At 38.7% G+C, this 23,324-nt stretch carries 24 protein-coding genes; 15 read left to right on the top strand and 9 right to left on the bottom strand.

What is annotated here, in order from left to right:
• Positions 1-72 precede the first annotated feature (72 nt).
• Both Aba26S_RS07280 and Aba26S_RS07275 read left to right on the top strand, forming a co-directional pair.
• Entirely contained in the window at positions 73-396 is a 324-nt protein-coding gene (locus Aba26S_RS07280; protein WP_005244290.1) for a hypothetical protein, read from the top strand.
• 175 nt (positions 397-571) lie between these two features.
• On the top strand, positions 572-817 hold the full coding sequence (locus Aba26S_RS07275; protein ID WP_005244289.1) for an AlpA family transcriptional regulator: 246 nt from the start codon (positions 572-574) through the stop codon (positions 815-817).
• 57 nt (positions 818-874) lie between these two features.
• Here the strand turns inward: Aba26S_RS07275 and Aba26S_RS07270 are convergent, their stop codons facing one another.
• Both Aba26S_RS07270 and Aba26S_RS07265 read right to left on the bottom strand, forming a co-directional pair.
• Positions 875-1,195: an NINE protein gene (locus Aba26S_RS07270; protein ID WP_005244286.1), complete on the bottom strand. Its 321-nt coding sequence runs from the start codon at positions 1,193-1,195 to the stop codon at positions 875-877.
• A 31-nt stretch (positions 1,196-1,226) separates the two neighbouring features.
• The gene (locus Aba26S_RS07265) at positions 1,227-2,000 is read right to left on the bottom strand and encodes a zinc-ribbon domain-containing protein (protein ID WP_010589790.1); all 774 of its coding nucleotides are present in this window, start codon (positions 1,998-2,000) and stop codon (positions 1,227-1,229) included.
• 159 nt (positions 2,001-2,159) lie between these two features.
• Here Aba26S_RS07265 and Aba26S_RS07260 point away from each other — a divergent pair, with 159 nt between their 5' ends.
• The 7 genes from Aba26S_RS07260 (at position 2,160) to Aba26S_RS07230 (ending at position 10,308) form a co-directional block, all read left to right on the top strand.
• Positions 2,160-2,426: a helix-turn-helix domain-containing protein gene (locus tag Aba26S_RS07260; RefSeq protein WP_005244281.1), complete on the top strand. Its 267-nt coding sequence runs from the start codon at positions 2,160-2,162 to the stop codon at positions 2,424-2,426.
• 366 nt (positions 2,427-2,792) lie between these two features.
• Positions 2,793-3,023, top strand: a complete 231-nt coding sequence (locus Aba26S_RS07255) for a hypothetical protein (RefSeq protein ID WP_252322552.1) — start codon at positions 2,793-2,795, stop codon at positions 3,021-3,023.
• Between the two features lie 167 nt (positions 3,024-3,190).
• Positions 3,191-3,985 (top strand): hypothetical protein, encoded by a 795-nt coding sequence (locus tag Aba26S_RS07250; protein ID WP_043971058.1) that lies wholly within the window; start codon positions 3,191-3,193, stop codon positions 3,983-3,985.
• Between the two features lie 341 nt (positions 3,986-4,326).
• Positions 4,327-5,598 carry a sensor histidine kinase KdpD gene (locus Aba26S_RS07245; protein WP_043971056.1) on the top strand — a complete coding sequence of 424 codons (1,272 nt, stop codon included), beginning with the start codon at positions 4,327-4,329 and terminating at the stop codon, positions 5,596-5,598.
• 73 nt (positions 5,599-5,671) lie between these two features.
• The gene (gene glnE, locus Aba26S_RS07240) at positions 5,672-8,419 is read left to right on the top strand and encodes a bifunctional [glutamate--ammonia ligase]-adenylyl-L-tyrosine phosphorylase/[glutamate--ammonia-ligase] adenylyltransferase (protein ID WP_043971054.1); all 2,748 of its coding nucleotides are present in this window, start codon (positions 5,672-5,674) and stop codon (positions 8,417-8,419) included.
• A 30-nt stretch (positions 8,420-8,449) separates the two neighbouring features.
• On the top strand, positions 8,450-9,376 hold the full coding sequence (locus Aba26S_RS07235; protein ID WP_005244271.1) for a branched-chain amino acid transaminase: 927 nt from the start codon (positions 8,450-8,452) through the stop codon (positions 9,374-9,376).
• Between the two features lie 176 nt (positions 9,377-9,552).
• Positions 9,553-10,308 carry a hypothetical protein gene (locus Aba26S_RS07230; RefSeq protein ID WP_043971052.1) on the top strand — a complete coding sequence of 252 codons (756 nt, stop codon included), beginning with the start codon at positions 9,553-9,555 and terminating at the stop codon, positions 10,306-10,308.
• An 81-nt stretch (positions 10,309-10,389) separates the two neighbouring features.
• Here Aba26S_RS07230 and Aba26S_RS07225 read toward each other — a convergent pair whose 3' ends face one another.
• Genes Aba26S_RS07225 through Aba26S_RS07215 form a run of 3 tightly spaced genes read right to left on the bottom strand, consistent with a single transcriptional unit; the run spans position 10,390 to position 13,499 of the window.
• The gene (locus tag Aba26S_RS07225) at positions 10,390-11,415 is read right to left on the bottom strand and encodes an NAD-dependent epimerase (protein ID WP_043971050.1); all 1,026 of its coding nucleotides are present in this window, start codon (positions 11,413-11,415) and stop codon (positions 10,390-10,392) included.
• Complete coding sequence (locus Aba26S_RS07220; protein ID WP_005244265.1) at positions 11,412-12,581, bottom strand: nucleotide sugar dehydrogenase; 1,170 nt, start codon at positions 12,579-12,581, stop codon at positions 11,412-11,414. Before Aba26S_RS07220 ends, Aba26S_RS07225 begins: the two co-directional genes overlap by 4 nt.
• A gap of 36 nt (positions 12,582-12,617) precedes the next feature.
• Positions 12,618-13,499: an ATP-grasp fold amidoligase family protein gene (locus Aba26S_RS07215; RefSeq protein WP_005244263.1), complete on the bottom strand. Its 882-nt coding sequence runs from the start codon at positions 13,497-13,499 to the stop codon at positions 12,618-12,620.
• Between the two features lie 374 nt (positions 13,500-13,873).
• On the opposite strand from Aba26S_RS07215, the gene Aba26S_RS07210 reads away from it, so the two are divergent.
• The 6 genes from Aba26S_RS07210 to Aba26S_RS07185 all read left to right on the top strand — a co-directional run bounded on the left by Aba26S_RS07210 (position 13,874) and on the right by Aba26S_RS07185 (position 19,157).
• Positions 13,874-14,872: a Stealth CR1 domain-containing protein gene (locus tag Aba26S_RS07210; RefSeq protein ID WP_005244261.1), complete on the top strand. Its 999-nt coding sequence runs from the start codon at positions 13,874-13,876 to the stop codon at positions 14,870-14,872.
• 3 nt (positions 14,873-14,875) lie between these two features.
• The gene (locus tag Aba26S_RS07205; RefSeq protein ID WP_005244259.1) at positions 14,876-15,634 is read left to right on the top strand and encodes a glycosyltransferase family 25 protein; all 759 of its coding nucleotides are present in this window, start codon (positions 14,876-14,878) and stop codon (positions 15,632-15,634) included.
• 75 nt (positions 15,635-15,709) lie between these two features.
• A complete protein-coding gene (locus tag Aba26S_RS07200; RefSeq protein ID WP_043971046.1) occupies positions 15,710-16,624 on the top strand; it encodes a glycosyltransferase family 32 protein in 915 nt (304 codons plus the stop codon).
• A 77-nt stretch (positions 16,625-16,701) separates the two neighbouring features.
• A complete protein-coding gene (locus tag Aba26S_RS07195; RefSeq protein ID WP_043971044.1) occupies positions 16,702-17,481 on the top strand; it encodes a glycosyltransferase family 25 protein in 780 nt (259 codons plus the stop codon).
• An 8-nt stretch (positions 17,482-17,489) separates the two neighbouring features.
• Entirely contained in the window at positions 17,490-18,263 is a 774-nt protein-coding gene (locus Aba26S_RS07190) for a glycosyltransferase family 25 protein (protein WP_043971042.1), read from the top strand.
• Between the two features lie 87 nt (positions 18,264-18,350).
• Positions 18,351-19,157 carry a glycosyltransferase family 25 protein gene (locus Aba26S_RS07185; protein WP_005244255.1) on the top strand — a complete coding sequence of 269 codons (807 nt, stop codon included), beginning with the start codon at positions 18,351-18,353 and terminating at the stop codon, positions 19,155-19,157.
• 18 nt (positions 19,158-19,175) lie between these two features.
• On the opposite strand, the gene Aba26S_RS07180 is transcribed toward Aba26S_RS07185, so the two are convergent.
• From Aba26S_RS07180 to Aba26S_RS07165, 4 genes are all read right to left on the bottom strand, one after another.
• Entirely contained in the window at positions 19,176-20,039 is an 864-nt protein-coding gene (locus tag Aba26S_RS07180) for a lysophospholipid acyltransferase family protein (protein ID WP_043971040.1), read from the bottom strand.
• A gap of 4 nt (positions 20,040-20,043) precedes the next feature.
• Positions 20,044-20,265, bottom strand: coding sequence for a hypothetical protein (locus Aba26S_RS07175; protein WP_005244251.1), 222 nt, complete (start codon positions 20,263-20,265; stop codon positions 20,044-20,046).
• 189 nt (positions 20,266-20,454) lie between these two features.
• Positions 20,455-22,236 (bottom strand): aspartate--tRNA ligase, encoded by a 1,782-nt coding sequence (gene aspS / locus Aba26S_RS07170; protein WP_005244249.1) that lies wholly within the window; start codon positions 22,234-22,236, stop codon positions 20,455-20,457.
• 144 nt (positions 22,237-22,380) lie between these two features.
• On the bottom strand, positions 22,381-23,151 hold the full coding sequence (locus tag Aba26S_RS07165) for a DUF4184 family protein (RefSeq protein WP_005244247.1): 771 nt from the start codon (positions 23,149-23,151) through the stop codon (positions 22,381-22,383).
• Positions 23,152-23,324 lie beyond the last annotated feature (173 nt).

Raw genomic sequence — 23,324 nt, 5'->3', positions numbered from 1 at the left:
GTCTTTATTTAACTTACTTTAAGGTAGTGAATAAGATTAAGCAATTGGCATTTACTAATATGAGGATTTTATATGATTTTAGATTTAGGTGATACATATCGAATTGTAACGGATGAGTACAACTTTACATTACAACTGAAAAAAGTTATAGGAAGTGTAAAGGCTGTGACTAAAGAACCCTTAGAAAAGAATATAGGGAAAATTAGATATGTTGATGTTGGACATTATCCTAGTTTGAGAGCTCTTATCAACGGATTGTTGCGAAGAGAAATTTTACTGTCACAAGTGGACTCTTTAAAAGAGCTGGAATCTTTTCTGGAAGAATGTGTCAGTAAAATTTTAGCTTTACTTGATCCACTTGTTAAAAAGGAGCCAAAAAGTGAGATGAGTAAGTAAATTTAGTTCGGAACATTAACTGCGAACATGTTTTGAGCATGATAACAATTCTCTTATGATCTTGACTAAGGGTTTCTTTAGTACAGTGACATAGATGGCTATTAGCATTGAAAAAGCATGTTTTAAATTGATGAAAAGAGAGGTTTGTGAACAATTTGATATAAGGAGCAAATGAATGATTGCTAATTTAAATGAAACTGTAATTTTACGTCTTACTATGAAGCAAGTGTGTGAAATGTTAGCTTGTAGTCAGGATATGGTTAGAGGATATCTAAAAGATGATCCTTCATTTCCTAAACCACTTAAACAGGGTGTAACTAGGCAAGCATCAGTATTTTTTGATTATCAGGAAATAGTGGATTGGTATGAAAACTGGAAAAGAAAAGTTAGAGAAAGCGATCAATGCATATTGGTTGCATGAATGTAATGATGAAGCAACACGGATTCCTTTAGTGGAATACCGTGTTTTTATTTTTAATTACGAGAAAGGACCATTCTTATCAAGACCTAAAGCTTCTAGACGTGCTTCTTGTCTTAATTTATCTGTATGTTTATCCGCTAAACTTGGGATTAAGAATAGGTCAATAAAACACCAAATGACAGTAATTGCAATAAGAGGTAAAAACATAAAGGAAAAAATAGTTGCAAGTAAAATAAGAACTCCTGATGTAGAACACTCTAGATAAAATCTATGTGCTCCTAGGCCCCCTAAAAAAATTAATAATAAATATGCTACACCTTTAGATTTTTTTTGATTTGAAACCTTTTGTTCTATAAAAATTTCTTGCTGTAGTGACATAGGGTGCTCCTTGATAATGATCAATATCTATTTATTTAAATGTACATTCATTAAGAATTGGGTTTCCAATAACTTCTCCCCCTCCAATGCATCTTAACGTGATTATTTGTCCTTTATTTATATTGGTAGCCTTCTTTTGGAAGTCGAAATCTCCACTTGCCATTACAAAGTTAAACTCATAATCATTTTTAGAAGCTAAATTTATAACAGCTTCATTTGATAAATCGCTATCAATTGAGCCAACGATTCCTGTGACTTCAATATAAGTGTCTTTATATATGTTATCAGCTCGGACTTCATTGTTTTTATAGGTGTTAATCATTTTAGTCGCTGTTGTTTTTAGATAATTGATCTTAGGTTCAGCATTGGTTGTAGTGCTTTCTAATACTGGTTCAGCCTTAGTTTGCGTTTCTTTGCTTGATCCTGTTGGTGTATTTTCTTTTCCAAAAGGGATAAAGCATATAAGTATGATTACTGTAGCCAAAGAGCCCCAAAAAATTTTTTGATAAAAAAAATTCTGCTTCGTTAAGCTATTCATTTGGCCCGAAGATTTTTTAGAGTCTAAATATTCTTTTGGTAGGGGTGGGGGTAAAAGTGGTGGTGTGCTGGCATTTAGCTGGTTTCTAGTGTATTCACTCATTGGAAAGCCACAACTAGGACAACTTTTACTGATGTCACTAATTTCTTTGTTGCACTCAGGACAAGGCACTAAAGCCATAAATTCCCCCTCAATTTTAAATTCAAGTTTAAAAGAAATTATAAAGTTAATTTTCTTTAGAATTTCATATTGTTGATAACCGTTCATCTGATGATATGTTGACTTGGCTACCACTCCTTCTGACTAAACATAAGTCATAATACTCTAATAAATAGTATTGTCCTATATATGAGGGTATTTTTTATGAGGGTGGTGTATATGGGAGGTTGTTCTTAACATGATTTTTTAGCTTTTAAAGTAGACTTCATGAGTAAAGAGCTTAAGAATAATACTAGTGATCTTCGCTTTACAATTTTTGGTAATAATTGTCGTAAGTATAGAGAAAAGAAAGGATTGTCACAGGAAAACTTTGCTCACGAAAATAATTTACAACGTACTTTTTATGGAGACGTAGAAAGAGGAAAGCGTAACTTAACACTAGCAAATATTTTTAAGATAGCTGATGCATTAGAAATTGATCCAAAGTTGCTTTTTGATGAGATGCCAGAAGGTGTTAAAACTGAAAAGAATTAACTCTAGTTCTATTGGTTAGATGTTTTTCTTGGTAGGTGTTTTTGTTTTATGGCCCCCTTATTGGTACCCGAAAATTATTTAAAATAATTAATTTTAATATTTTCATGTGTTTATATTGTTTATTTGATTCCGACCCTCGGACCAAGATTCAAAGACCACAAGCTGGTATTAAAGGCTTGGGGTTTTTTCATTTCTGGCTGTTATACTTTTTTACGGTATTTTGCGGGAATATTGGGTATAACTTTCTGCCCGGTTTCGACCCGATATTTAAAGATAGAAAATAAGCATAACCAATTATTTACGAGCAAATCTATTTATCAACGTCCTAATAAAAATGGAAGGCAGATGTTGAACTAAATGGTGTACATGCGACCAAGACTGGGGCTTTCTCAGAAAAACTTCTCTGCATTGTTTAATAAGAAAACGATGGCTGTTTTTCGCTATGAAAAGAGTGAAAGGGTCATGAACCAAGAGGATTTGGAAGCTTTACATCATGAGAGTGTGGGTATTTGGTTTTTATTAACTGGAGAGCATGTTCGTCCTGATCTGCTTGCAGACGATGCAAAAAAGCTGTTAAAACTTTGGGATCAGGGTTGACCCTACACAGCATGCAACTTTGCTGACCTTAGTGAGAAATTTTGCTGAGAGTTTTGGAAAAAATAAATAGATATGTGAATGAGTAAATCTTAGTTTACTCATTAAATTTTAAATTTTAAATTTTAAATTTTAAATTTTAAATTTTTGGCTATAGTAAGGAAGAATTTATGCAACCTGATGATATAAAAAATTTAATTGCTTTCAGTGGATTGATTGTCTCTGCAATAGTTGGAATACCAATGCTTTATTTCAAAACAAAAGAGCATAAAAATCTGCATGAACAAACACTTACTAATAGGTTTAAAGCAAGTATGGAGTACGATACAAATTTTTTTAAAAATAGCAAAAATAAGCAGTATTCAAAAAATGTAAATGATGCAGCAGCCCAATCATTGGTTGGTAGTGAGAATGTTGATGCTTTTTTAGTTAATTTACTTTTGGAGTTTCACGAAAGAAATTTAGTAGATATCAATGAAATGATGTTTCTTTTCAAGGATGGTTGCAAATATGGTTACCTAAAGTACGAAAAAAATACCAATATTAATAAGAGTTTAGATGAGCGAGTGATCGAGAGTTTTAGATTTTATTTCAGTAAGAAGAATTCCAAAATCTACTATATAAATCAAGAGAAAATAAGTAAAAGCAGAAGCCTAGCTAAGAAATTATTTTTCATTACTTTTTGCATTTTAATTTTTTATTCAATGTTTTTTTTCTATATGGTTTTAAATTCTAAAAGTTTTTATGATCTTATATTTCCTTTAATTTTTGGAGTTTTAACATTTTTCTTAGCATTTATTTTTCCCAATTTAAAGTTCTCTATGGAAAATACGAGTAAATTTTTAGAGAAGTTTTATGAGGCATATGAAAACTATGTTGAACAGAATAATAATGAAGAATTAGAGTTTGATGCTAAAAACCAATCTAGCGTGTCAAACTACAGTGAATATAGAAAAAGATATTAGTAATTTTATTTCGATAAATATTATTCTGACCTTAGTGCTTAAAAGCTATTGTTGTTAAGATGGTAGTAGGTGTTATTAAAATATTTGAACGAGTCGAATTTGCTCTTGAATAATCAATAGAGTTGCAGCGACATAATAAACAAAGTAATAGAGACAGCTCATCTGGTGTTAATTTTAGACTAGATTTAAGTTAAAATTTAATGAAATTTCACGTTTTGTTGCGAATTGATTGAATCAACAATTGCCTTTTCTGTTAAAGTTTGTTAATACTAAGTGATAGTTTTCACATTTTTTTTATAAAACGTAAAGAACCGTATAACGAAAATATTCGAGAGGCGGGAATGACGATTCAATTATTAGAACTACAGCAAGCTGAAAAGTTAAGTGCTTGTAAAATCTCTCTTTCTTTGGGGCTAACTTCAGAGCAGAACTTGCTTGAGCAATTTTTACAGTTCAACCGAAAACTGATGCAAGCCAGTACCGCATTGTTGTCATTTCACCAAGAACCTTACCTGTGGCATCGTTGTCCTGAAAAACTCAAAGCCATTGATTCCGCAAAAATTACCAAAAGCTTAAATACGCTATTTGTGAATGGAGATCTGGTCGATAGCGGTCATCCGCAATACTCAACTTTACTGGCATTTCTCGCCCCCCTGAAAAAGAAAGTTCAATCTGCGGTCGCTCTACATCTTAGACATCCAGACCAAACTTCACTCGGTTATATCATCCTGTTTGATGAAGCTGCACAAGGCTTTAGTGAATTACAAAAACAACTGCTGCAAGAGCATTGCATCAATTTCATGCAACAGCTGGAATTAAAATTTAACCACGATGAACTCAAAGAATTATACGAACAAGAATCCGCACTGAATTTTAGTAAAACCAAATTCTTTTCGATTATTTCCCATGACTTACGTGCACCATTTCATGGCTTGCTTGGTTTCTCGGAAATCTTGGCCAAAGAACGTGAAACCTTAGACGAATCCAGTATTCAGAATATTGCCGACTATCTTTACGATACCTCACAATCGACCTATAACTTATTAGAAAGTTTACTGAATTGGTCGATGGCTGAAGGTGGGCGCTTTGTTTATCACCCGATCAACTTCAAGTTGCGCCAAATTACCAATATCGTGACTGATATTCTCAAAACCTTGGCCATTAAGAAAAATATTCAACTGATTAATGAAGTAGATGAAAATCTTAAAGTCTATGCCGATATGAATATGATCACCTCGGTGATTCAGAACTTGGTCTCCAATGCGCTGAAATTTACCGATGTTGATGGTACAGGCAAAGTCTATATCCAAGCGCAACATAAAGGTACCTATGTCGAAATCTATGTCAAAGACACGGGCTTAGGCATGACCCCAGAGCAAATCAAAAATTTGTTCCAGCCGCGGATTACCATGAGCTATAAAGGTACAGCGGGGGAAAAGGGTGCTGGTCTGGGCTTAAGTTTATGTAAGCGCTTTGTGGAAATGAATTTGGGTGAAATCAATGTCAGCTCCAATGAGGGCGAAGGCACAGTGTTTACAGTGTTGTTGCCAATCGAACGAGAACAGGTTGATTTATGTACGGATCAACAAAAAAGCAAAGCGAAATTAGTCTAAAGAGATTTTAAAGATAAGCTTGTAACTGATATAACTAATCCAAGATGACCTGACATCAGTCGAGCCTTTTTATATGAATGCGCAACAGCTACAAAGAACCTTAGTTGCAAGCCAATATGCTGAACAAGTTTTAAATTTATACCAAGCAGAATTAGAACAAGACTATTCCGTAGATCAATTTCTGGACTCGCTGTCGACTGAAACCATCCATCAAAAAGTGCAACTGGCTGTGGCTGAGTTCGCAGACGAACAGGCGTGGATGAAAGCCTTACGTATCTTGCGTGCCAAGCTGATGTTTCGCTGGATTTGGCAAGATGCCAATCAACTCACCAATGTCGTCACACTGACACGTGAGCTATCCGATTTTGCCGATGCCAGTATTTGTGCCGCTAAAACCTTTGCACTACCACCTTTATTAGCCAAACACGGTGAGCCCATCGGTTATTCAGGCCAGTTACAAGATCTGATTGTGATTGGCATGGGCAAGCTCGGCGCGCAAGAACTGAATTTATCCAGTGATATTGACCTGATTTTTGCCTTCGATGAACAAGGCGAAACCAATGGGCGTAAATGTATTGATGTACAGCAGTTCTGTATTTTGTGGGGGCAGAAGCTGATTTATCTGCTCGACCATATTACTGCAGATGGTTTTGTGTTCCGTGTTGATATGCGCTTGCGTCCTTGGGGCGATGGTTCAGCCTTAGCAATCAGTCATAGTGGTTTGGAAAAGTATCTCAGCCAGCATGGACGTGAATGGGAGCGTTATGCATGGATTAAGGCACGGGTGATTACAGGAGGAAAAGCGGGCGAAGAATTGTTAGATATGTCGCGTCCTTTTGTATTCCGTCGTTATGTCGATTATTCCGCTTTTGCTGCCATGCGTGAAATGAAAGCCATGATCGAACGTGAGGTCATGCGCCGTAATATCGAAGAGGATATTAAACTGGGTGCAGGCGGGATTCGTGAAATCGAGTTTATTGTGCAGGTATTCCAGTTGATCTATGGTGGATCGAAGCGTGAACTGCAAGATCGTCAATGTCTCGTGAATCTACATCACTTGGGTGAAGCCGAATTACTAGATCAGCAAGCGGTGATTGATCTGGAAGATGCCTATCTATTCCTAAGACGAGTCGAACATGCGATTCAAGCCTTGAATGATCAGCAAACCCAGTCTCTTCCAACTGAACCCGAGCTGAGACAACGTATGCTGGAGACATTAGGCTTTGCCGATTGGCCTGCATTTTTGGATGTATTGAATCAGAAACGTGACAAAGTCAAAGTCCAGTTTAAACAGTTGATTCAGGAAAAAGAGTTTGCTGAGCCGGTCGATGATTTTGTTCAGCTTGAACAAAAGCTCAATGCGGTACTGGATGATGATGCCAAGAACCTGATTCAAAACTTCTGGCATGGGCAAGCGCTACGCAAAATTCCAGCCAGTGCCTTAGAGCGCTTAAAGAAATTCTGGCCGCATTTGGTCGAAGCAATTTTACAGTCGGATCAGCCGCAAGTGGCACTGTTGCGCTTGATGCCTTTGATCGAGTCGGTGTTACGCCGTACCGTGTATTTGGTGATGTTGATGGAAAGCCGTGGCGCGTTGCAGCGGTTGGTCAAGATGGCAACCGTCAGCCCGTGGATTTGTGAGGAACTGGCGCAATATCCTGTGCTGTTGGATGAATTCCTGTCGATGGATTTTGGTCTGCCACAACGCAAAGATCTGGAAGATTCTTTGCGTCAGCAATTGTTGCGCATCGAGATTGATCAAGTTGAAGATCAGATGCGGGTATTACGCTTATTTAAAAAGAGCAATGTACTCACGGTTGCGGCCAGTGATGTGTTGGCGGAAAGTCCGTTGATGAAAGTCTCCGATGCGCTCACGGATATTGCTGAAGTGAGTGTACAAGCGACTTTACGCTTGGCTTATGAAGCGGTTGCACAGCGTCATGGTTATCCAGTCGGCAATGATGGGCAACGATGCAGTCTCGATAAAAAAGGTTTTGCGGTGATTGCTTATGGCAAATTGGGTGGCATTGAACTCGGTTATGGTTCCGATTTAGATTTGGTGTTTATCCATGCACTTGAAGAGCAAGGTGAAACCGATGGTCGTAAGCGTATCAGTGGCGCTGAGTTTGCGATTCGTGTTGCGCAGAAGTTTATGTCCTTAATGACCACGCAAACACTAGATGGGCGTGTCTATGAGATTGATACCCGTCTGCGACCTTCAGGTGAAGCAGGGATGTTGGTCACCAGTCTAAAAGCCTATGAGCAATATCAACAAAAAAGTGCCTGGCTCTGGGAGCATCAAGCCTTGGTACGTGCCCGTTCGATTGCGGGAGATAGTGGATTATGCACGCAATTTGAACAGATTCGCTGTCAGATCCTGACCCAAGTACGTGATGAAAATGAAGTACGTGAAGAAGTGCTGAAAATGCGCCAAAAGATGAAAGATCATTTGGGATCATCTTCTGAGCAAAAAAAACATGGGATTTTTCATTTAAAACAGGACTCAGGTGGTATCGTTGATATCGAATTTATGGCACAGTATGTTGTGCTTGCATGGAGTGGGACGAATACAGATCTCGCCCATTTTTCCGACAATGTAAGAATTCTAGAAGATGCTGCTCAAGCAGGCTGCTTATCCAGTGAAGATGCCACAGCATTAATACACGCTTATCTCCGTGAACGAGCTGAGAGCCACCGTCTAGCGCTTGCAAATCAATCTATGCAAGTCAATGCTGCGGATTGGCACGATACCCGCGAGATCGTTTGCAAGTTATGGCAAAGATTAATTGATCCAACTGCGCAAGCATTGGAAAGTGAATAATTGTGTAAAAAAGAAAATGGAGTATGTGCGATGAGTTTGGCTGATCGTGATGGTTTTATTTGGCAAGATGGAAAATTAGTTGATTGGCGTGATGCAAAAATTCACGTCTTGACTCACACACTACACTACAGCATGGGTGTCTTTGAAGGCGTCAGAGCTTATGAAACCCCGAAGGGTACCGCAATCTTCCGTTTGCAAGATCACACTAAGCGCTTATTAAATTCAGCAAAAATTTATCAGATGAATGTTCCATTTGATCAAGCGACATTAGAACAAGCACAAATCGATGTGGTGCGTGAAAATAAACTGGCTTCTTGCTATTTACGTCCACTGATCTGGATTGGTTCTGAAAAACTCGGTATTGCCGCAACAGACAACACTATTCATGCTGCAGTGGCTGCATGGGGATGGGGGGCATATCTGGGTGAAGAAGCCATGGCGCGTGGTATTCGTGTTAAAACTTCATCATTCACGCATCACCATCCAAACGTAACCATGTGTAAGGCAAAAGCATGTGGTAACTATACCGTGTCGATCTTGGCGCATCAGGAAGTGGCACGTTCAGGTTATGACGAAGCGATGTTGCTTGACCCACAAGGTTTTGTTTGCCAAGGCGCAGGCGAGAACGTATTCCTGATTAAAGATGGTGTATTACATACCCCAGATTTAGCAGGTGGTGCATTGGAAGGGATTACTCGTCAAACCGTGATTACCATTGCCAAAGACTTGGGCTATGAAGTGGTTGAACGCCGTATTACCCGTGATGAATTCTACATCGCAGATGAAGCATTCTTTACCGGTACTGCTGCAGAAGTGACGCCAATTCGTGAATATGATGACCGTGAAATTGGTTGTGGTTCACGTGGTCCGATTACCACTGTGATTCAAAAGACTTTCTTTGATGCGGTACAAGGCCGCAATGACAAATATGCACACTGGTTAACGTATATTAAATAAGCGTTTAATATGTGCGAAGGCGAAGCTTAGGCTTCGCTTTTTTATTGACGAATTAATAATAAAAAAAGTCATAGGGTCTATGCTAAGATGAGCATATATTCAGTGCATATGATTGAACACTTTTGTTTTTTTTCGACAAAGTGAGCCGTCATATCTCAAGCATTTAAGGTTATCAGATGGTAGAGATTCAACAAAATTCGGCAACTCCTGAAGACAATGTGATTTTATGCATGAAGTGGGGAACCAAATATGGCGCTGAGTATGTCAACCGTTTGTATAACATGGTCAAACGTCATCTGACTTTGCCTTTTAAGATGGTCTGCCTGACGGATCGTACAGAGGGCATTGATCCCAATATTCAATGTTTCCCGATTCCATCGTTGGATTTACCTGAGGGGAGTCCTGAACGTGGTTGGAATAAGCTTTCAACGTTTGAACCGGATCTTTATGGCTTAAAAGGTAATGCACTGTTCCTCGATCTGGATGTAGTGATCATTGATAATATTGACTGCTTCTTCCAAGCGGAAGGAGAATTCTTGGTGATTCATGACTGGAAACGTCCTTGGCGCATCACCGGTAATAGTTCAGTTTATCGTTTTAAACTGGGAGCTTTCCCTGACATTTTGCCGTATTTTCGTGCAAACTTTAAACAGATTAGTCAAAAGTTCCGTAATGAACAAGAGTATCTGTCTTGGTTTGTGCATAAAGAAGGCAAGCTGAGCTATTGGGATAAAGATTGGTGCAAGAGTTATAAATATCACTGCTTGCGTCGAGTTCCCTTTGCTTATTTCCAGCCGCCAGTAAAACCGAAAGGTGCGAAAATCATTATTTTCCATGGCGAGATTAATCCACCAGATGCGATCAGTGGTGGCGGTGGTAAATGGTATCGTTATGTGTTGCCATCGGACTGGATTAAAGAGTCTTGGCAGTAATCCAAGCGTTACGTATCCTTAGAAGGGGTAGGTAGAATAAAAAAATCAGGCATTTCGCCTGATTTTTTGCTTTAAGTCTTGTTAAATATTGTGGTATTGGCGGTACCAATCAACAAAGTTTTTCACGCCATCGATCACTGAAGTCGCTGGTTTATAGTCCACATAGTTTTCTAGTGCAGAGCTGTCGGCAAAGGTATCAGGTACATCACCAGGCTGCAGAGGAAGTAGATCTAAAATCGCTTCTTTACCTGCGGCTTTTTCTATGGCCTGAATATATTCAATCAGTTTGACTGTACGGTTGTTCCCAATATTGAAAATTCTAAACGGGGCATTGCTGGTGGATGGATTTGGATGGTTGCTGTCCCAAGTCTCATCAGGTGTTGCAATCTTGTCGCTAGTACGAATGATGCCTTCAACAATATCATCAATATAAGTGAAGTCACGGGTATGATTACCGTTATTGAATACTGGAATTGGTTTGCCTTCAAAAATATTTTTGGTGAACTTGAACAGAGCCATATCTGGACGTGTCCAAGGACCGTAGACGGTAAAGAAGCGTAGACCTGTGGTTGGCAATTTAAATAAATGACTATAGCTATGTGCCATGAGTTCATTGGCGCGTTTGGTTGCAGCATAAAACTGCAATGGATGATCTACGCCGTGTTGTTCACTGAATGGCATAGTGGTATTGGCACCATAGACACTACTGGTACTGGCATAGGTCAAGTGCGCTGTTTCAGCATAACGACAAGCTTCTAAAATATTGGTAAAGGCAATCAGATTGCTTTCCACATAGCTATGTGGATTTTCAAGTGAATAACGTACACCAGCCTGCGCAGCCAAATGAATTACACGATCAAAACTATGATCTTGGAAACATTGATCAACAATGGCTTTATTGGCTAGGTTTTCACGGATTAAACTAAAGTTGCCTGTATCTTGGCGTTCAGCCAATAATTGTAATTGCTGAGCACGTGCTTCTTTAAGAGAAGGGTCATAATAATTATTAAAATTATCAAAACCGACCACATCATCACCGCGTTCCAGCAGTTTTTTTGCAACACTAAAGCCGATGAATCCAGCAGCACCTGTGACTAGAACTTTCATTCATCGCCTCCAAAAATATCTCGGGTATAAACTTTATCTTGTACATCGAGCAAATCACTGGAGAGGCGATTGGCAATAATCACATCGCACGATTGCTTGAACTCATTTAAATCTTGGGTCACTTTTGACTTAAAGAAACTATCTTCATGGAAGGTCGGTTCATAAATGATGATTTCAATGCCTTTGGCTTTTAAGCGCTTCATCACGCCTTGAATCGCAGAGGCACGATAATTGTCTGAACCGCTTTTCATCACCAAGCGATAAATACCGACTGTACTTGGATTTTTGGCAAGAACAGAATCGGCAATAAAATCTTTACGGGTTCGATTGGCATCTACAATCGCTTTAATCAGATTGCTAGGTACATTGTTATAATTGGCCAATAGTTGTTTGGTGTCCTTGGGTAAACAATAACCGCCGTAACCAAAAGATGGGTTGTTATAATGATTACCAATGCGAGGATCAAGACAAACCCCATCAATCACTTGTTTGGTATCCAGACCGAAACTTTGCGCGTAGGTATCTAATTCATTAAAGAATGCAACTCGCATGGCCAAATAAGTATTGGCAAACAGCTTAATTGCCTCGGCCTCGGTTGAATGAGTCAAAAGTACAGGAATATCTTGTTTTATTGCACCTTCTAATAATAGATCTGCAAATTGTTGTGCACGTTCAGATTGCTCACCGACGATAATTCGTGAAGGGTAGAGGTTGTCGTGCAGTGCTTTACCTTCACGTAAAAACTCGGGTGAGAAAATAATGTTTTGGGTTTGATATTTCTGTTTGACTTGTTCAGTAAAACCAACAGGAACGGTGGATTTGACGATCATGGTCGCGTTCGGATTAATTGCCAGTACATCCTGAATGACACTTTCCACACTTTGGGTATTAAAGTAGTTGCTTTGAGGGTCATAGTCGGTGGGTGTGGCAATAATAATAAAGTCAGCACCTTGAAACGCCAGTTGTTTATCTGTCGTCGCTGTGAAATTTAACTTTTTTTCTTTTAAAAAAATTGAAATATCATGATCTTGAATCGGTGATACTTTGTTGTTCAGTAAATCTACTTTACTTTGGAGGATATCCAGGGCAATAGTTTCATGGTGTTGTGCAAATAGCATTGCATTTGACAACCCGACATATCCTGTTCCAGCAATCGCTATTTTCATAAGTACCTAACAGATTCGATATACATCATGGACGGGTTAATAGGATAACCAGAGTGACCCTAATTTAAAATCCCATTCTACGGGTGTAATCACCATACGTCCTGCATTCGGAGTGAGTGTGATTTCACTAAAATACACATGATCTTGAGAAAGTAAGAAATCTATCCGGCTATAGCCATATGCTAAACTGAGTTTTTCTGACAATTGAATAATATCCTGCAATTGTTTTGGCACAGCTAAAGCTGATGGGGAATTATCTTTAAGATCGACCCGAAATGGCTGTAACTGCCATTGTGTATCATAAATGTTTGAATAGTCTTTGCCTTGTGCATCTTGGACATCAATTTCAAGATATTCTGGACGACCTTCAAAGCAATGCACACGACACGTCGTAATGGTGGATTGGCTGACTGGATCTACATAGAGCTCAACATACTGTTCAACCAACACTTTAGGGCAAATATCTTTGTAGTGCCATTCCCGTTTTCTAAAATACATATTCATTTTGAGATGATTTTTGATTTTAGTAGAGGCTGCCGTGATATTAAATTTACTTTTATCACGACAGATCATGGCACTACCACTGTCATGGGTACATTTTAAAACAAATTGGTCGGGTAGTTGATCGAAGTTAATCTCATCAAAACACGTATAAACGCCAATCAGTGGAACAAAATAGGCATCACCAACTTTAGCTGAAACAAGTTGTCTTACTGCACATTTGTCAGCTAATTTTGTGAATAAGGGACTTCGCTCGAAAATCATTCGGGCTGTAACTTTTTCATTGAAGCTTTTTGGTGAGCAAAAATCAGGGGTATAACCTAATTTGCAGATAAACCGTTTAGTCAAGTACGCTTTATCTGAGACAAATTTAGTTCTAATTATTTTTGCTTGATACTCAAAGTAGTTATAAATCATCAGTCAAAAGATTAAATCCCGTCAAAGTAACCTGTAATTATAATAAAAATACCTAAATCCGTCTAATAAAAAGATGGAGAGTTTAGGTGTAAAATAATTCAAAAAGGTTTGATTTTGTTAAAGATTGTGAGGTTTTAAGTTGGGATTAATAAATCTGCTGAATGGAAAGAAATCATTTGTTGGCTGAACGCCTTATCGCTATGAAAACTTAGAAAATTATAATATATTGATTTATATGAAATGATCGAGATTATTGTCCCCCTGCCATTACGAAAAGAGACTGCCTGTAAACAGGACAGTGGTGTTATCATAGGCCCTAGATTAAACATGCTGAGCCGTATTTTCGAGCTTTCTGATCGTTTAAGAGTGAATTGATGAGTGAAATGATGCAACCGGTTGATGTGGTAATTGCTTGGGTGGATGGTAATGATCCGAAGTTAAAACAGAAACGCATGCAGTATCAGGGTAAAACCCAAGCTTCTGATGCGATTAGTGATACCCGCTTTGCCAGCAACCATGAAATTTACTATAACGTTGCATCGATTTTAAAATATGTTCCATTTTGTCGATACATTTATATTGTGACGGACGGTCAGCAACCGCAGTGGATTAATGAATTTGTTCAGGATGGGATTTGTGAGGCGGATAAAATTCGCATCGTTGATCATCGTGAAATCTTTGCAGGTTATGAGCAATACTTACCGACCTTCAACACGCGTTCGATTGAAAGCATGATTTGGAATATTCAAGGGTTGTCTGATTACTTTTTTTATTTGAATGATGACTTCTTTTTTAACGCACCAGCGCAATTGGACGATATTCTGGTTGATCAGAAAATGGTGATTTACGGGCATTGGCAAAGTAGTTTTGCGCTCAAGGCCAAGCTTTGGTATCGACAGCTTTTAAATCAGTATTTTGCCAAGCCAATACAACCTAAGCATATGATTGCACAAATGTTAGGTGCAGATATACTAGGATTTAACAGGTTTTTCGAAATTCATCATTATCCACATGCAGTTGACCGAAAAATATTACAAGACTATTTACTGGCCCATCCCCAGTTTCTAGAAAAACAGATTCAGTATAAGTTTCGCAGTGTAGAACAAATCAATCCGATTTCATTGATGAATCATCTGAAAATTCAAAAAGATGAGGCCTTGCTGAAACCTGATCTTGAAATTGCGTATTTAAAAAATGAAAGCAGTTTAAGTCGCTTCTTGCAAAGTCTGGGGAATGAACAGATTAAATACGGGTGTATGCAAAGTCTGGATCAATTGAATGGTGCGGCAGCTGCTGAAATTTATGCAGCCCTAAACCAGAAATTGGCTGGTTATATCCCGAAAGTTTTATTGGCTGAAACGGCCAAAGGATAAATGATGAAAGTTGAAACTTATCTGATTAATCTCGATGGCAGTGATCAGCGTCTCGCCAATGCAACAGCCCAATTACAGCAACAGGGTTGGCCATTTACTCGTTTTGCAGCCTATGATGGGCGAGGTAAGGACTTATCAGAGTTCAAACAGTACGATGATGCAGAGGCTCAACGAATTTTAGGTCGTAGTCTGATCAACTCAGAGCTGGGATGTTATCTGAGCCATTATGGCTGTGTGGAAAAATTTCTTGCAACCGATGCTGATTATTTGCTAGTGCTGGAAGATGATATTCAGGTTTTGCCCAACTTTAAACATAATCTTGAGTCGCTGCTCAATTATCTGGATCAGCATAAAGCATTAGATTGGTATGTGGTCAATCTGGCAGCTAAAAAGAAAAAACTTGCCAAAGATATTGTTCAGATGGCGCATTATAACTTGTGGCATGCCTATTATTTTCCAATCCGTGGGGTCGGCTTGCTTTGGTCTCGTAAAGGGGCCGAAGAGTTTGTCAGACGTGGTAAAAATATAAATGTACCTGTCGATATTTTCTTTCAGGGCTGGCTCAGTAAAAATGGTAAAGGCTTAGGTGTTTGGGGCCCTTTTGTAAAACCTGCCGGATTGGACAGTGATATTTTGGGTACCGTTGCAACGCAGGGTATTCAGCGTAAGGATTTGGAAAAACGTGATTCTTCTCATGCTTTTAAAAAGCAGAAACGCATGTGGCGTGACCGTTTTTATGCATTTAAACATTTAATTTTTTAATGAAAATTGTCTGCATAGATTGCCTGGTTTAAATAACAAGCTAAAGCAGTTTAAGAGCATGACTGAGTCCCTTTTATGAAAATATTAAAAAAAATATTCTATCTCTTAAAATTTTATACGATGTATGCAAATAAAAAGAGAGGAACAAATGAAGCCATAGACAATGATGCAGATCTGATTTTATTAAATCCGATTGTGCATAATGCAATCATTCCTAAAAAAATATGGATGTATTGGGAGGGCTCTCTCTCTGGGTTTATAGAAAAGTGTGTTGAGCAAGTAAAAAAAACCAATCCACACTATGAAGTCAATTTTTTGACACCAGACACACTCAAGGACTTTTGTAATATTGATTTTGATCGTTTTCAACACATCACCCCACAACAAAAGGCTGACCTGATTCGTTTGGATCTGCTGTATCAATATGGTGGAATTTGGTTGGATGCCAGTATTATTGTATATGAAAGCCTGGACTGGATTCAGAGCCTGGTGACGAAAAACCAGACCAATAGTTTTGCTTATTATCGCGCCAAAAATACCACCATCAATGACTTTCCTGTATTGGAGAATTGGTTGTTGGCAAGTGAAGAAAAGAACATTTTTTTTAAGTATTGGCTTGAAGAGTTTACTAAAGCCATTGAAGTGAGTCCTAAAAACTACCTTCAACAGCTCAAGAAGACTGAGCCGCATTATCTAGACTTGTTCCAAGAGATTGGCCGTCTGGAATATTTGGTCGCTTACGTGGCTTGTCAGAAGGTGATGCGCGATCATTTGCCGAGTATGAGCTTAATTAACTGTGATAAAAACGCATTATTTATTCAAGTAAAACACCAATGGAGTAAAGAGAAAGTTCTTATCGATATGGCGATCAACTCACCACCCGTAGAAATGCCGAGACTAATCAAGCTTGCTGGGAAGGAGAGGAAAACCTTGAGCCATTATTATGAAAAGGGAATGTATTTAAAAGGTTCATTGTTGGACATTTCTTAACAAGACTCGAAGAAATTGAGGGTGAAAGGGAGCATGGAAGCAAGTAGAATAGCAGTAAGACCAATGTTTCTATTGCCATGAAAAAATTTGTTATCAGTTTATCTACTGCACATGAGCGCAGGGTACATATCAATAGCGAATTCAGTAAGAAAGGTATCGATTTTGAATTTTTTGATGCCTTGACACCTGAACCAGCAGCATTATTTGCCCAAGAGCTTGGTTTAAATATCGATGAGTATGCTTTAACAAAAGGTGAAGTGGCATGCTTCATGAGTCATGTGTTTTTGTGGAAAAAGATGGTGGACGACAATATTCCACATATGGCTATTTTTGAAGATGATATTTATTTGGGCGATAATGTAAGTGTTTTTTTAACAGATGCGTTGTGGATCGAGCAAAATTGGCATTTGATCAAAATTGAAGAATTCACTCCGAAGGTCGCTCTAGGCCAAAAAATTAAAGAATTTAATAGCACTCCAGATAGAGCGTTATTTGAGCTTAAAAGCAAGAATCTTGGCACCGCAGGTTATATTTTATCCTTGCATGGAGCTAAGCAGTTAATCAATTATATTCAATCTCTCGATCAGCTGATTGCATTAGATCACCTTATGTTTGAAAAGCTTATTCAAGATAAAATCTTATCTGTATCTCAGATGAAACCTGCCCTATGTATTCAAGATGTAACACTTTATTCAACAAAAGACAGTGTGAAGTTTGCAAGTCATTTGTATAAAGAGCGTTTGGTACGAATGCAATATAATAAGAAACGAGGAATGAGTAAAATTCTTATTGAGCTGCAAAGGATTATTTTGCAAATAAGAAATTTAATTTTTTTAAAGTCAGTCGGATTTAAATAGGGACGTATGTGAAAAACTTTGTCATCAGCTTAAAGTCAGCATCTGATCGTAGAACTCATATTGAAAATCAGTTTGGCAATCAAAGTATTCCCTTTCAGTTTTTCGATGCAATTGAGCCTGTTCAGATTGAGAGTCAGGCTAAAAAAATTAATTTCACGCTCCACCAAGGAGATTTAACCAGAAATGAGCTGGCGTGTTTATTAAGTCATGTTTCTCTATGGCAAAAAGTTCTTGATGAGAAAATAGCTGCGATTGCGATTTTTGAAGATGATATCCATTTAAGTGATGATGCTGAGTTATTTCTAAAAGATGCAAATTGGTTAAAGGTCGATATTGTTAAGCTAGAAAAGTCTTATAAAAGTGTGATTTTAGATTTAGATCAGCTACAGGTTTTTGATGATAAAGATTTTGTGTTGCGAAAACTTAAAAAGCCACATTTGGGCGCTGCTGGATATATTTTAACGTACAATGGCGCTGTAGCATTACTGGATTATATAAAGCAACAGGATACTCTTGATCATGTTGATCAAATTGTTTTTCGCAACTATATCAACGAGGGTGGACTGGGCATTTATCAGTTAAATCCAACGCTATGTATTCAAGACTACATACTCAACCCTGAGGATCAGAAATTTAAGACTACACTTCAGTGGCGTGATAAAAAAAAGGTCAAACCACAGGGATGGAAAAAGTTGTTAAGAGAATTCAACCGAATTTTTACTCAATTGTTTGAAGCCCCTTACAAGACCAGCTTGAAATTCATAAAGAAGCAGCAGGATTAGCTTACTGAGTTCTGTGTACAGCTTTAAATTTTACATTTTAATTGTATATAATTGTGATTTATAGTCTAAAGGATAATGGTTCCATAGGTGAGCGTTTTTGTTATTAGTTTAGATTCAGCACATGAAAGAAGACAACATATCAGGGAGGAGTTTAGTAAAAACTCAGTTGTTTTTAATTTTTATGATGCAATTACACCAAAAACCCTATCTTGTGCTGCAGACAGTGTCCAGATTGATTTAACTCGTAAAGGTGTCTTAACGGATGGTGAACTTGCCTGCTTGTTAAGCCATGTTATGCTTTGGAAAAAAATTGTTGATCAAAATCTCGAATACATGGCAATTTTTGAAGATGATGTTTATCTAGGTGAAGATATACAAAGTTTTTTTAAAGATTTTGCATGGATTCCTGATGATATCCATATCATAAAGCTAGAGGCTTTTGATAAGGAAGTTGATCTTTCATTTTTTTCAAAATTATCAAAAAGTGGTAGAGGCTTATATCATTTAAAAGCAATGCATTTGGGAGGGGCTGGCTATATTTTATCAAAAACTGCAGCCAAACATTATCTTAAGTTGATTGTAGATATGCCAGAGTTAGTGCCTGTAGATCATATTTTATTTGGCTGTGATGTTAAAAATGGAAAATATAAAGTCTATCAAATGACGCCAGCCATTTGCGCGCAAGATTTCTATATTTATAATAAATATGATAACTTGCCGAGCCACTTGGAAGTGGAACGTTCGGTTCGCCATCATGCAGAGAAGCTGCTACGACTTCAACAAAAACAGAATATGAGCCTATCTGTCAAAATAAAGAGAGAGCTTTTTCGATTATTTCGGCAAATTTTGAAACTTAAAGATTTTTCTGCTTATCGGAGGGTGAAGTTTAAATAGTGTGAATCAAATAAGTCTTCACTTATAGAGAGATTCATCTCCACCTCTAAACCGTTTATAGCCCCACATGTATTCAGCAGGAAAGCGGTTAATCATTTGTTCAACCGCTTGATTGAGCGCGGTTGTGGCAACTTCGATATCGCGATCATAGAGCTGAGGATCATTTAGATCATCACAATACACATCAAAACCATCACCATCTTCACGACGGAAACAACTGAGACCAACTAAACGGCATTGGGTTTTCTGTGCCATTTTGCTGGCCAGAGTACTGGTTAGACAAGGGATTCCGAAAAAAGGAACGACAACTCCACCAGATGGATCAGGTACATGATCAGGTAGAATGACACTGAAACCACCTTGTTTTAAGTTTTTAAACAAGGCTTTGACGCCAGATGCATCAGTAGGAACCAAAGTGGCGTTAAGACGCTGACGTGCGTGCAGGGCAAATGCATTAAAGCCTGAGTCTTTCATTGGCTTATACATGATGGTCGGTATACCATATTGATGCACCCATGCATTCATCATTTCCCAAGTGCCTAAATGAGGGGTAATAATCAATGCACCTCTTGGATCACTGAGTGCATCTGTTAATACCTCTAAATGATGTACCTTCTGAATCTGCTGAATGCTCCATTCAGGAGGCATTGCCCAGCATTTACCAGATTCGACATAACTGAGACATTGCTTGGTCACACTCTCTCGAGCCAGCCGTTCTTTCTGCTCTTGACTGAGTTCAGGATAAGCCAGCCCAAGATTGACTCTGGTTTTCCACAGCATACTTTTATTCGGATTTTGATTAATAACGTAAGCTGCCACTTTTGCGATACTGCGCAAAAATGCTAAAGGTAGAAGACGAAGAAGTGTAGGATAAAACGACATGCTTTTAATCTTGTTTATCGGCGTTGCCTTTAAGTACCATGTAGATCAATGCAACGAAAATCAGTAAGGCACCTGCTAAGCTACTGACACAGAAGTATAAAATACGTTGATTGGTATCCATGTTGAAGAGTTCATTTGCCAAGATGTAACGCATAAAGAACCATTGAGCAAGTGAAAACACAATAATGATAATTGCATGTCGACGTACATCAGGACGCATTGCCATAAGACTGACCTCTCAATAAAAAGCAGTCTATTATGCCATTAGCGGACATGATCTCAAAGTATAAATCCTTATTTTACCTTCCCGTTGCGGGACTATAATCGTTCCTCATCTCCTAAAAGGAGGGGAGTTGTAGGGATATAAAAAAACCCTGCACGGGGCAGGGTTCTTGTTGAAGCATAAACTCAGAGTTTATTTTTCTTCAGCTTTAGGTTTTTCGCGTAAACGAATACCCAAGTCACGCAATTGATTTGCTTCAACTGGCGCTGGTGCTTGAGTCAACGGACATTCAGCAGTCTTGGTTTTCGGGAATGCAATCACATCACGAATCGAAGATGCACCTGTCATCAGCATAATTAAGCGGTCAAGACCAAATGCCAAACCACCGTGTGGAGGCGCACCGTAACGTAATGCATTGAGTAAGAAACTGAATTTCTCTTCAGCTTCTTCTTCACCAATACCTAAAGCTTCAAAGATTGCCTTTTGCATCTCTAAAGTATAGATACGAAGTGAACCGCCACCGATTTCAGTACCATTCAATACCATGTCGTAGGCAACAGAAAGTGCTGCACCAGGGTTACTCTTCACTTCTTCAACGCTTGATTTTGGAAGTGTGAATGGGTGGTGAACAGAAGTCCATTTGCCATCATCAGTTTCTTCGAACATTGGAAAGTCAACAACCCAAAGTGGTGCCCACTCACAAGTTGCAAGGTTGAGATCATGACCGATTTTGACACGTAGTGCGCCCATTGCATCGTTTACAACTTTGGCTTTATCAGCACCAAAGAACACGATATCGCCATTCTCGGCACCAACACGTTTTAATAGATCAAGCACGATTGGCTCGATGAATTTAACGATTGGTGATTGCAGACCTTCGATGCCTTTTTCAAGTTCGTTGACTTTGATATAAGCCAAGCCTTTAGCACCGTAGATACCTACGAATTTGGTATATTCATCAATCGCGCTACGTGGCAGTGAACCTGCACCAGGTACACGTAAAGCTACAATACGGCCTTTCGGATCTTTAGCAGGGCCAGCGAACACTTTGAACTCAACGTCTTGCATTAAGTCTGCAACGTCAACAAGTTTCAGCGGAATACGCATATCTGGTTTGTCAGATGCATAGTCACGCATTGCGTCAGCGTAAGTCATACGTTCAAATTTATCGAATTTTACATTCAATAATTCATTGAACATTTTAACGGTTAAGCCTTCCATTAAATCCATGATGTCATCGTCGCTCATGAACGATGTTTCAACGTCGATTTGGGTAAATTCAGGCTGACGATCCGCACGTAAATCTTCGTCACGGAAACATTTTGCGATTTGGTAATAACGGTCAATACCGCCAACCATCAACAATTGTTTGAACAATTGTGGTGATTGTGGAAGTGCGTAGAAGCTCCCATTTGAAACACGGCTTGGCACTAAATAGTCACGTGCGCCTTCTGGTGTAGCACGTGTCAAAATTGGGGTTTCAACGTCTAAGAAACCATGATCTTCAAAATAGTTACGGATCAAGTTGGTCACTTTAGAGCGGAAACGCAAGCGCTCGAGCATTTCTGGACGACGAATGTCCAAGAAACGGTATTTCAAACGAATTTCTTCTGAAATATTGGTGTTTTCGTCATTCAATGGGAATGGCGGAGTATCAGAAGCTGCAAGAACTTCGATTTCTTTACCTAAAACTTCAATCTGACCACTCACCATGTTGGCATTTTCAGTACCTTCATAGCGGCGACGCACACGGCCTGTAATTTTTAATACAAATTCAGAACGTGCTTTATCGGCTGTTGCGAATGCTTCAGGGGTATCTGGATCGATCACCACCTGTACTAAACCATCACGGTCACGCATATCAAGGAAAATTACACCGCCATGGTCACGGCGACGGTGAACCCATCCGCATAACGTAACGGTTTGATCGATTTGGGCTTCAGTTAAAGAGCCACAGTAATGAGTGCGCATCATATTGAATTATGTATCCAAACTATATTGGCTGTAGAAGGTGAATGCGTAAACAGCGCAGCACCAATGAAGGGGAGATTATGCCTTGTTGAACGTAGAGTCTCAAGTCTTAATATTTTCAAGAGAATTTAAAACGGATGCTTTTTGTTAAAACGATTTCAGCCGATGGTTGCGATACAAAAATAAGAAGAATAAACATGAGACCGTGAATAGACTTAAGCCCGTTTGTGTAAACTCATTGATGGATTTTCCAATGAAGAAATAGCGTTCGCTATGCCAAAGTGAGGAAGGTATATATCTGCTATAGTCCCATACAGAGAGAAGTGCTGAAGCGGTACAGATGATCAGGCTAATCACGAAAAACCATCTCTCTTGAGTTGAACTTGGCTGAGTGCCTTTATGCTGCTGATAATAATGCCAGCACATCTGCATTAAAATCGGGAGTGTGATGAGAGATGAACCGATCTGTAAGACAAAATGCAGAGGGTAATTAACACCCAGTAGAGATATGTTTTGTGCAAGAAGTTGTTTAAATGCAAACGTACGAAAGTCGAGATGAGTTAGCCCATCCCAGATTAAATGTGTTGCACTCCCTAAAAGAATGGCAAAGCAACTCATCAAGATGAAATTAACAGCTTGATCAAAGGAATTGATATGTAAAGGATGCTGAATGCCCAGAACGCGGTAGATGACAGGTCGGTAAATTAAATACCAGAACAAGCAAAACAATAGACCCATCGGCAAGTTGGGAAATAAAAGACCAGACCATTGATGCGTAATGGCAATAGTTTCCTGCGTGAATAACCGGTATAGATCAGGAGTCATACAGCCAATGGCTAAAGCAGCGACAGGTAAATGTCCTTGACTGAGTTTAGAGAGTGGCGGCGCAAGAACAGCATGTGAAAGGGTAAAAGGCATAATAAGATAGCCAATAAAGATAATTAGATGCTACATCGGGGAAAAAGCGGCAACAATGTTTTTCTGTAAATAAACGATGATTACTATTCTGCCCTTGTACTCAGTTGTTTTATAATTGTAATTTTGTTTCAATAGCACGTTGTTTTTTTATGTTGTTGATTGGTTGATAATCT

Source organism: Acinetobacter sp. NBRC 110496, from assembly GCF_000876115.1.
In the GTDB taxonomy this organism is placed as follows: domain Bacteria; phylum Pseudomonadota; class Gammaproteobacteria; order Pseudomonadales; family Moraxellaceae; genus Acinetobacter.
This window is presented reverse-complemented; position numbering and strand designations above follow the sequence as displayed.

Coding starts and splice junctions, on each gene's coding strand:
- Aba26S_RS07280 (WP_005244290.1), top strand. CDS start 73: ATGATTTTAGATTTAGGTGATACATATCGAATTGTAACGGATGAGTAC.
- Aba26S_RS07275 (WP_005244289.1), top strand. CDS start 572: ATGATTGCTAATTTAAATGAAACTGTAATTTTACGTCTTACTATGAAG.
- Aba26S_RS07270 (WP_005244286.1), bottom strand. CDS start 1,195: ATGTCACTACAGCAAGAAATTTTTATAGAACAAAAGGTTTCAAATCAA.
- Aba26S_RS07265 (WP_010589790.1), bottom strand. CDS start 2,000: ATGAACGGTTATCAACAATATGAAATTCTAAAGAAAATTAACTTTATA.
- Aba26S_RS07260 (WP_005244281.1), top strand. CDS start 2,160: ATGAGTAAAGAGCTTAAGAATAATACTAGTGATCTTCGCTTTACAATT.
- Aba26S_RS07255 (WP_252322552.1), top strand. CDS start 2,793: ATGCGACCAAGACTGGGGCTTTCTCAGAAAAACTTCTCTGCATTGTTT.
- Aba26S_RS07250 (WP_043971058.1), top strand. CDS start 3,191: ATGCAACCTGATGATATAAAAAATTTAATTGCTTTCAGTGGATTGATT.
- Aba26S_RS07245 (WP_043971056.1), top strand. CDS start 4,327: ATGACGATTCAATTATTAGAACTACAGCAAGCTGAAAAGTTAAGTGCT.
- glnE (WP_043971054.1), top strand. CDS start 5,672: ATGAATGCGCAACAGCTACAAAGAACCTTAGTTGCAAGCCAATATGCT.
- Aba26S_RS07235 (WP_005244271.1), top strand. CDS start 8,450: ATGAGTTTGGCTGATCGTGATGGTTTTATTTGGCAAGATGGAAAATTA.
- Aba26S_RS07230 (WP_043971052.1), top strand. CDS start 9,553: ATGGTAGAGATTCAACAAAATTCGGCAACTCCTGAAGACAATGTGATT.
- Aba26S_RS07225 (WP_043971050.1), bottom strand. CDS start 11,415: ATGAAAGTTCTAGTCACAGGTGCTGCTGGATTCATCGGCTTTAGTGTT.
- Aba26S_RS07220 (WP_005244265.1), bottom strand. CDS start 12,581: ATGAAAATAGCGATTGCTGGAACAGGATATGTCGGGTTGTCAAATGCA.
- Aba26S_RS07215 (WP_005244263.1), bottom strand. CDS start 13,499: ATGATTTATAACTACTTTGAGTATCAAGCAAAAATAATTAGAACTAAA.
- Aba26S_RS07210 (WP_005244261.1), top strand. CDS start 13,874: ATGAGTGAAATGATGCAACCGGTTGATGTGGTAATTGCTTGGGTGGAT.
- Aba26S_RS07205 (WP_005244259.1), top strand. CDS start 14,876: ATGAAAGTTGAAACTTATCTGATTAATCTCGATGGCAGTGATCAGCGT.
- Aba26S_RS07200 (WP_043971046.1), top strand. CDS start 15,710: ATGAAAATATTAAAAAAAATATTCTATCTCTTAAAATTTTATACGATG.
- Aba26S_RS07195 (WP_043971044.1), top strand. CDS start 16,702: ATGAAAAAATTTGTTATCAGTTTATCTACTGCACATGAGCGCAGGGTA.
- Aba26S_RS07180 (WP_043971040.1), bottom strand. CDS start 20,039: ATGTCGTTTTATCCTACACTTCTTCGTCTTCTACCTTTAGCATTTTTG.
- Aba26S_RS07175 (WP_005244251.1), bottom strand. CDS start 20,265: ATGGCAATGCGTCCTGATGTACGTCGACATGCAATTATCATTATTGTG.
- aspS (WP_005244249.1), bottom strand. CDS start 22,236: ATGATGCGCACTCATTACTGTGGCTCTTTAACTGAAGCCCAAATCGAT.
- Aba26S_RS07165 (WP_005244247.1), bottom strand. CDS start 23,151: ATGCCTTTTACCCTTTCACATGCTGTTCTTGCGCCGCCACTCTCTAAA.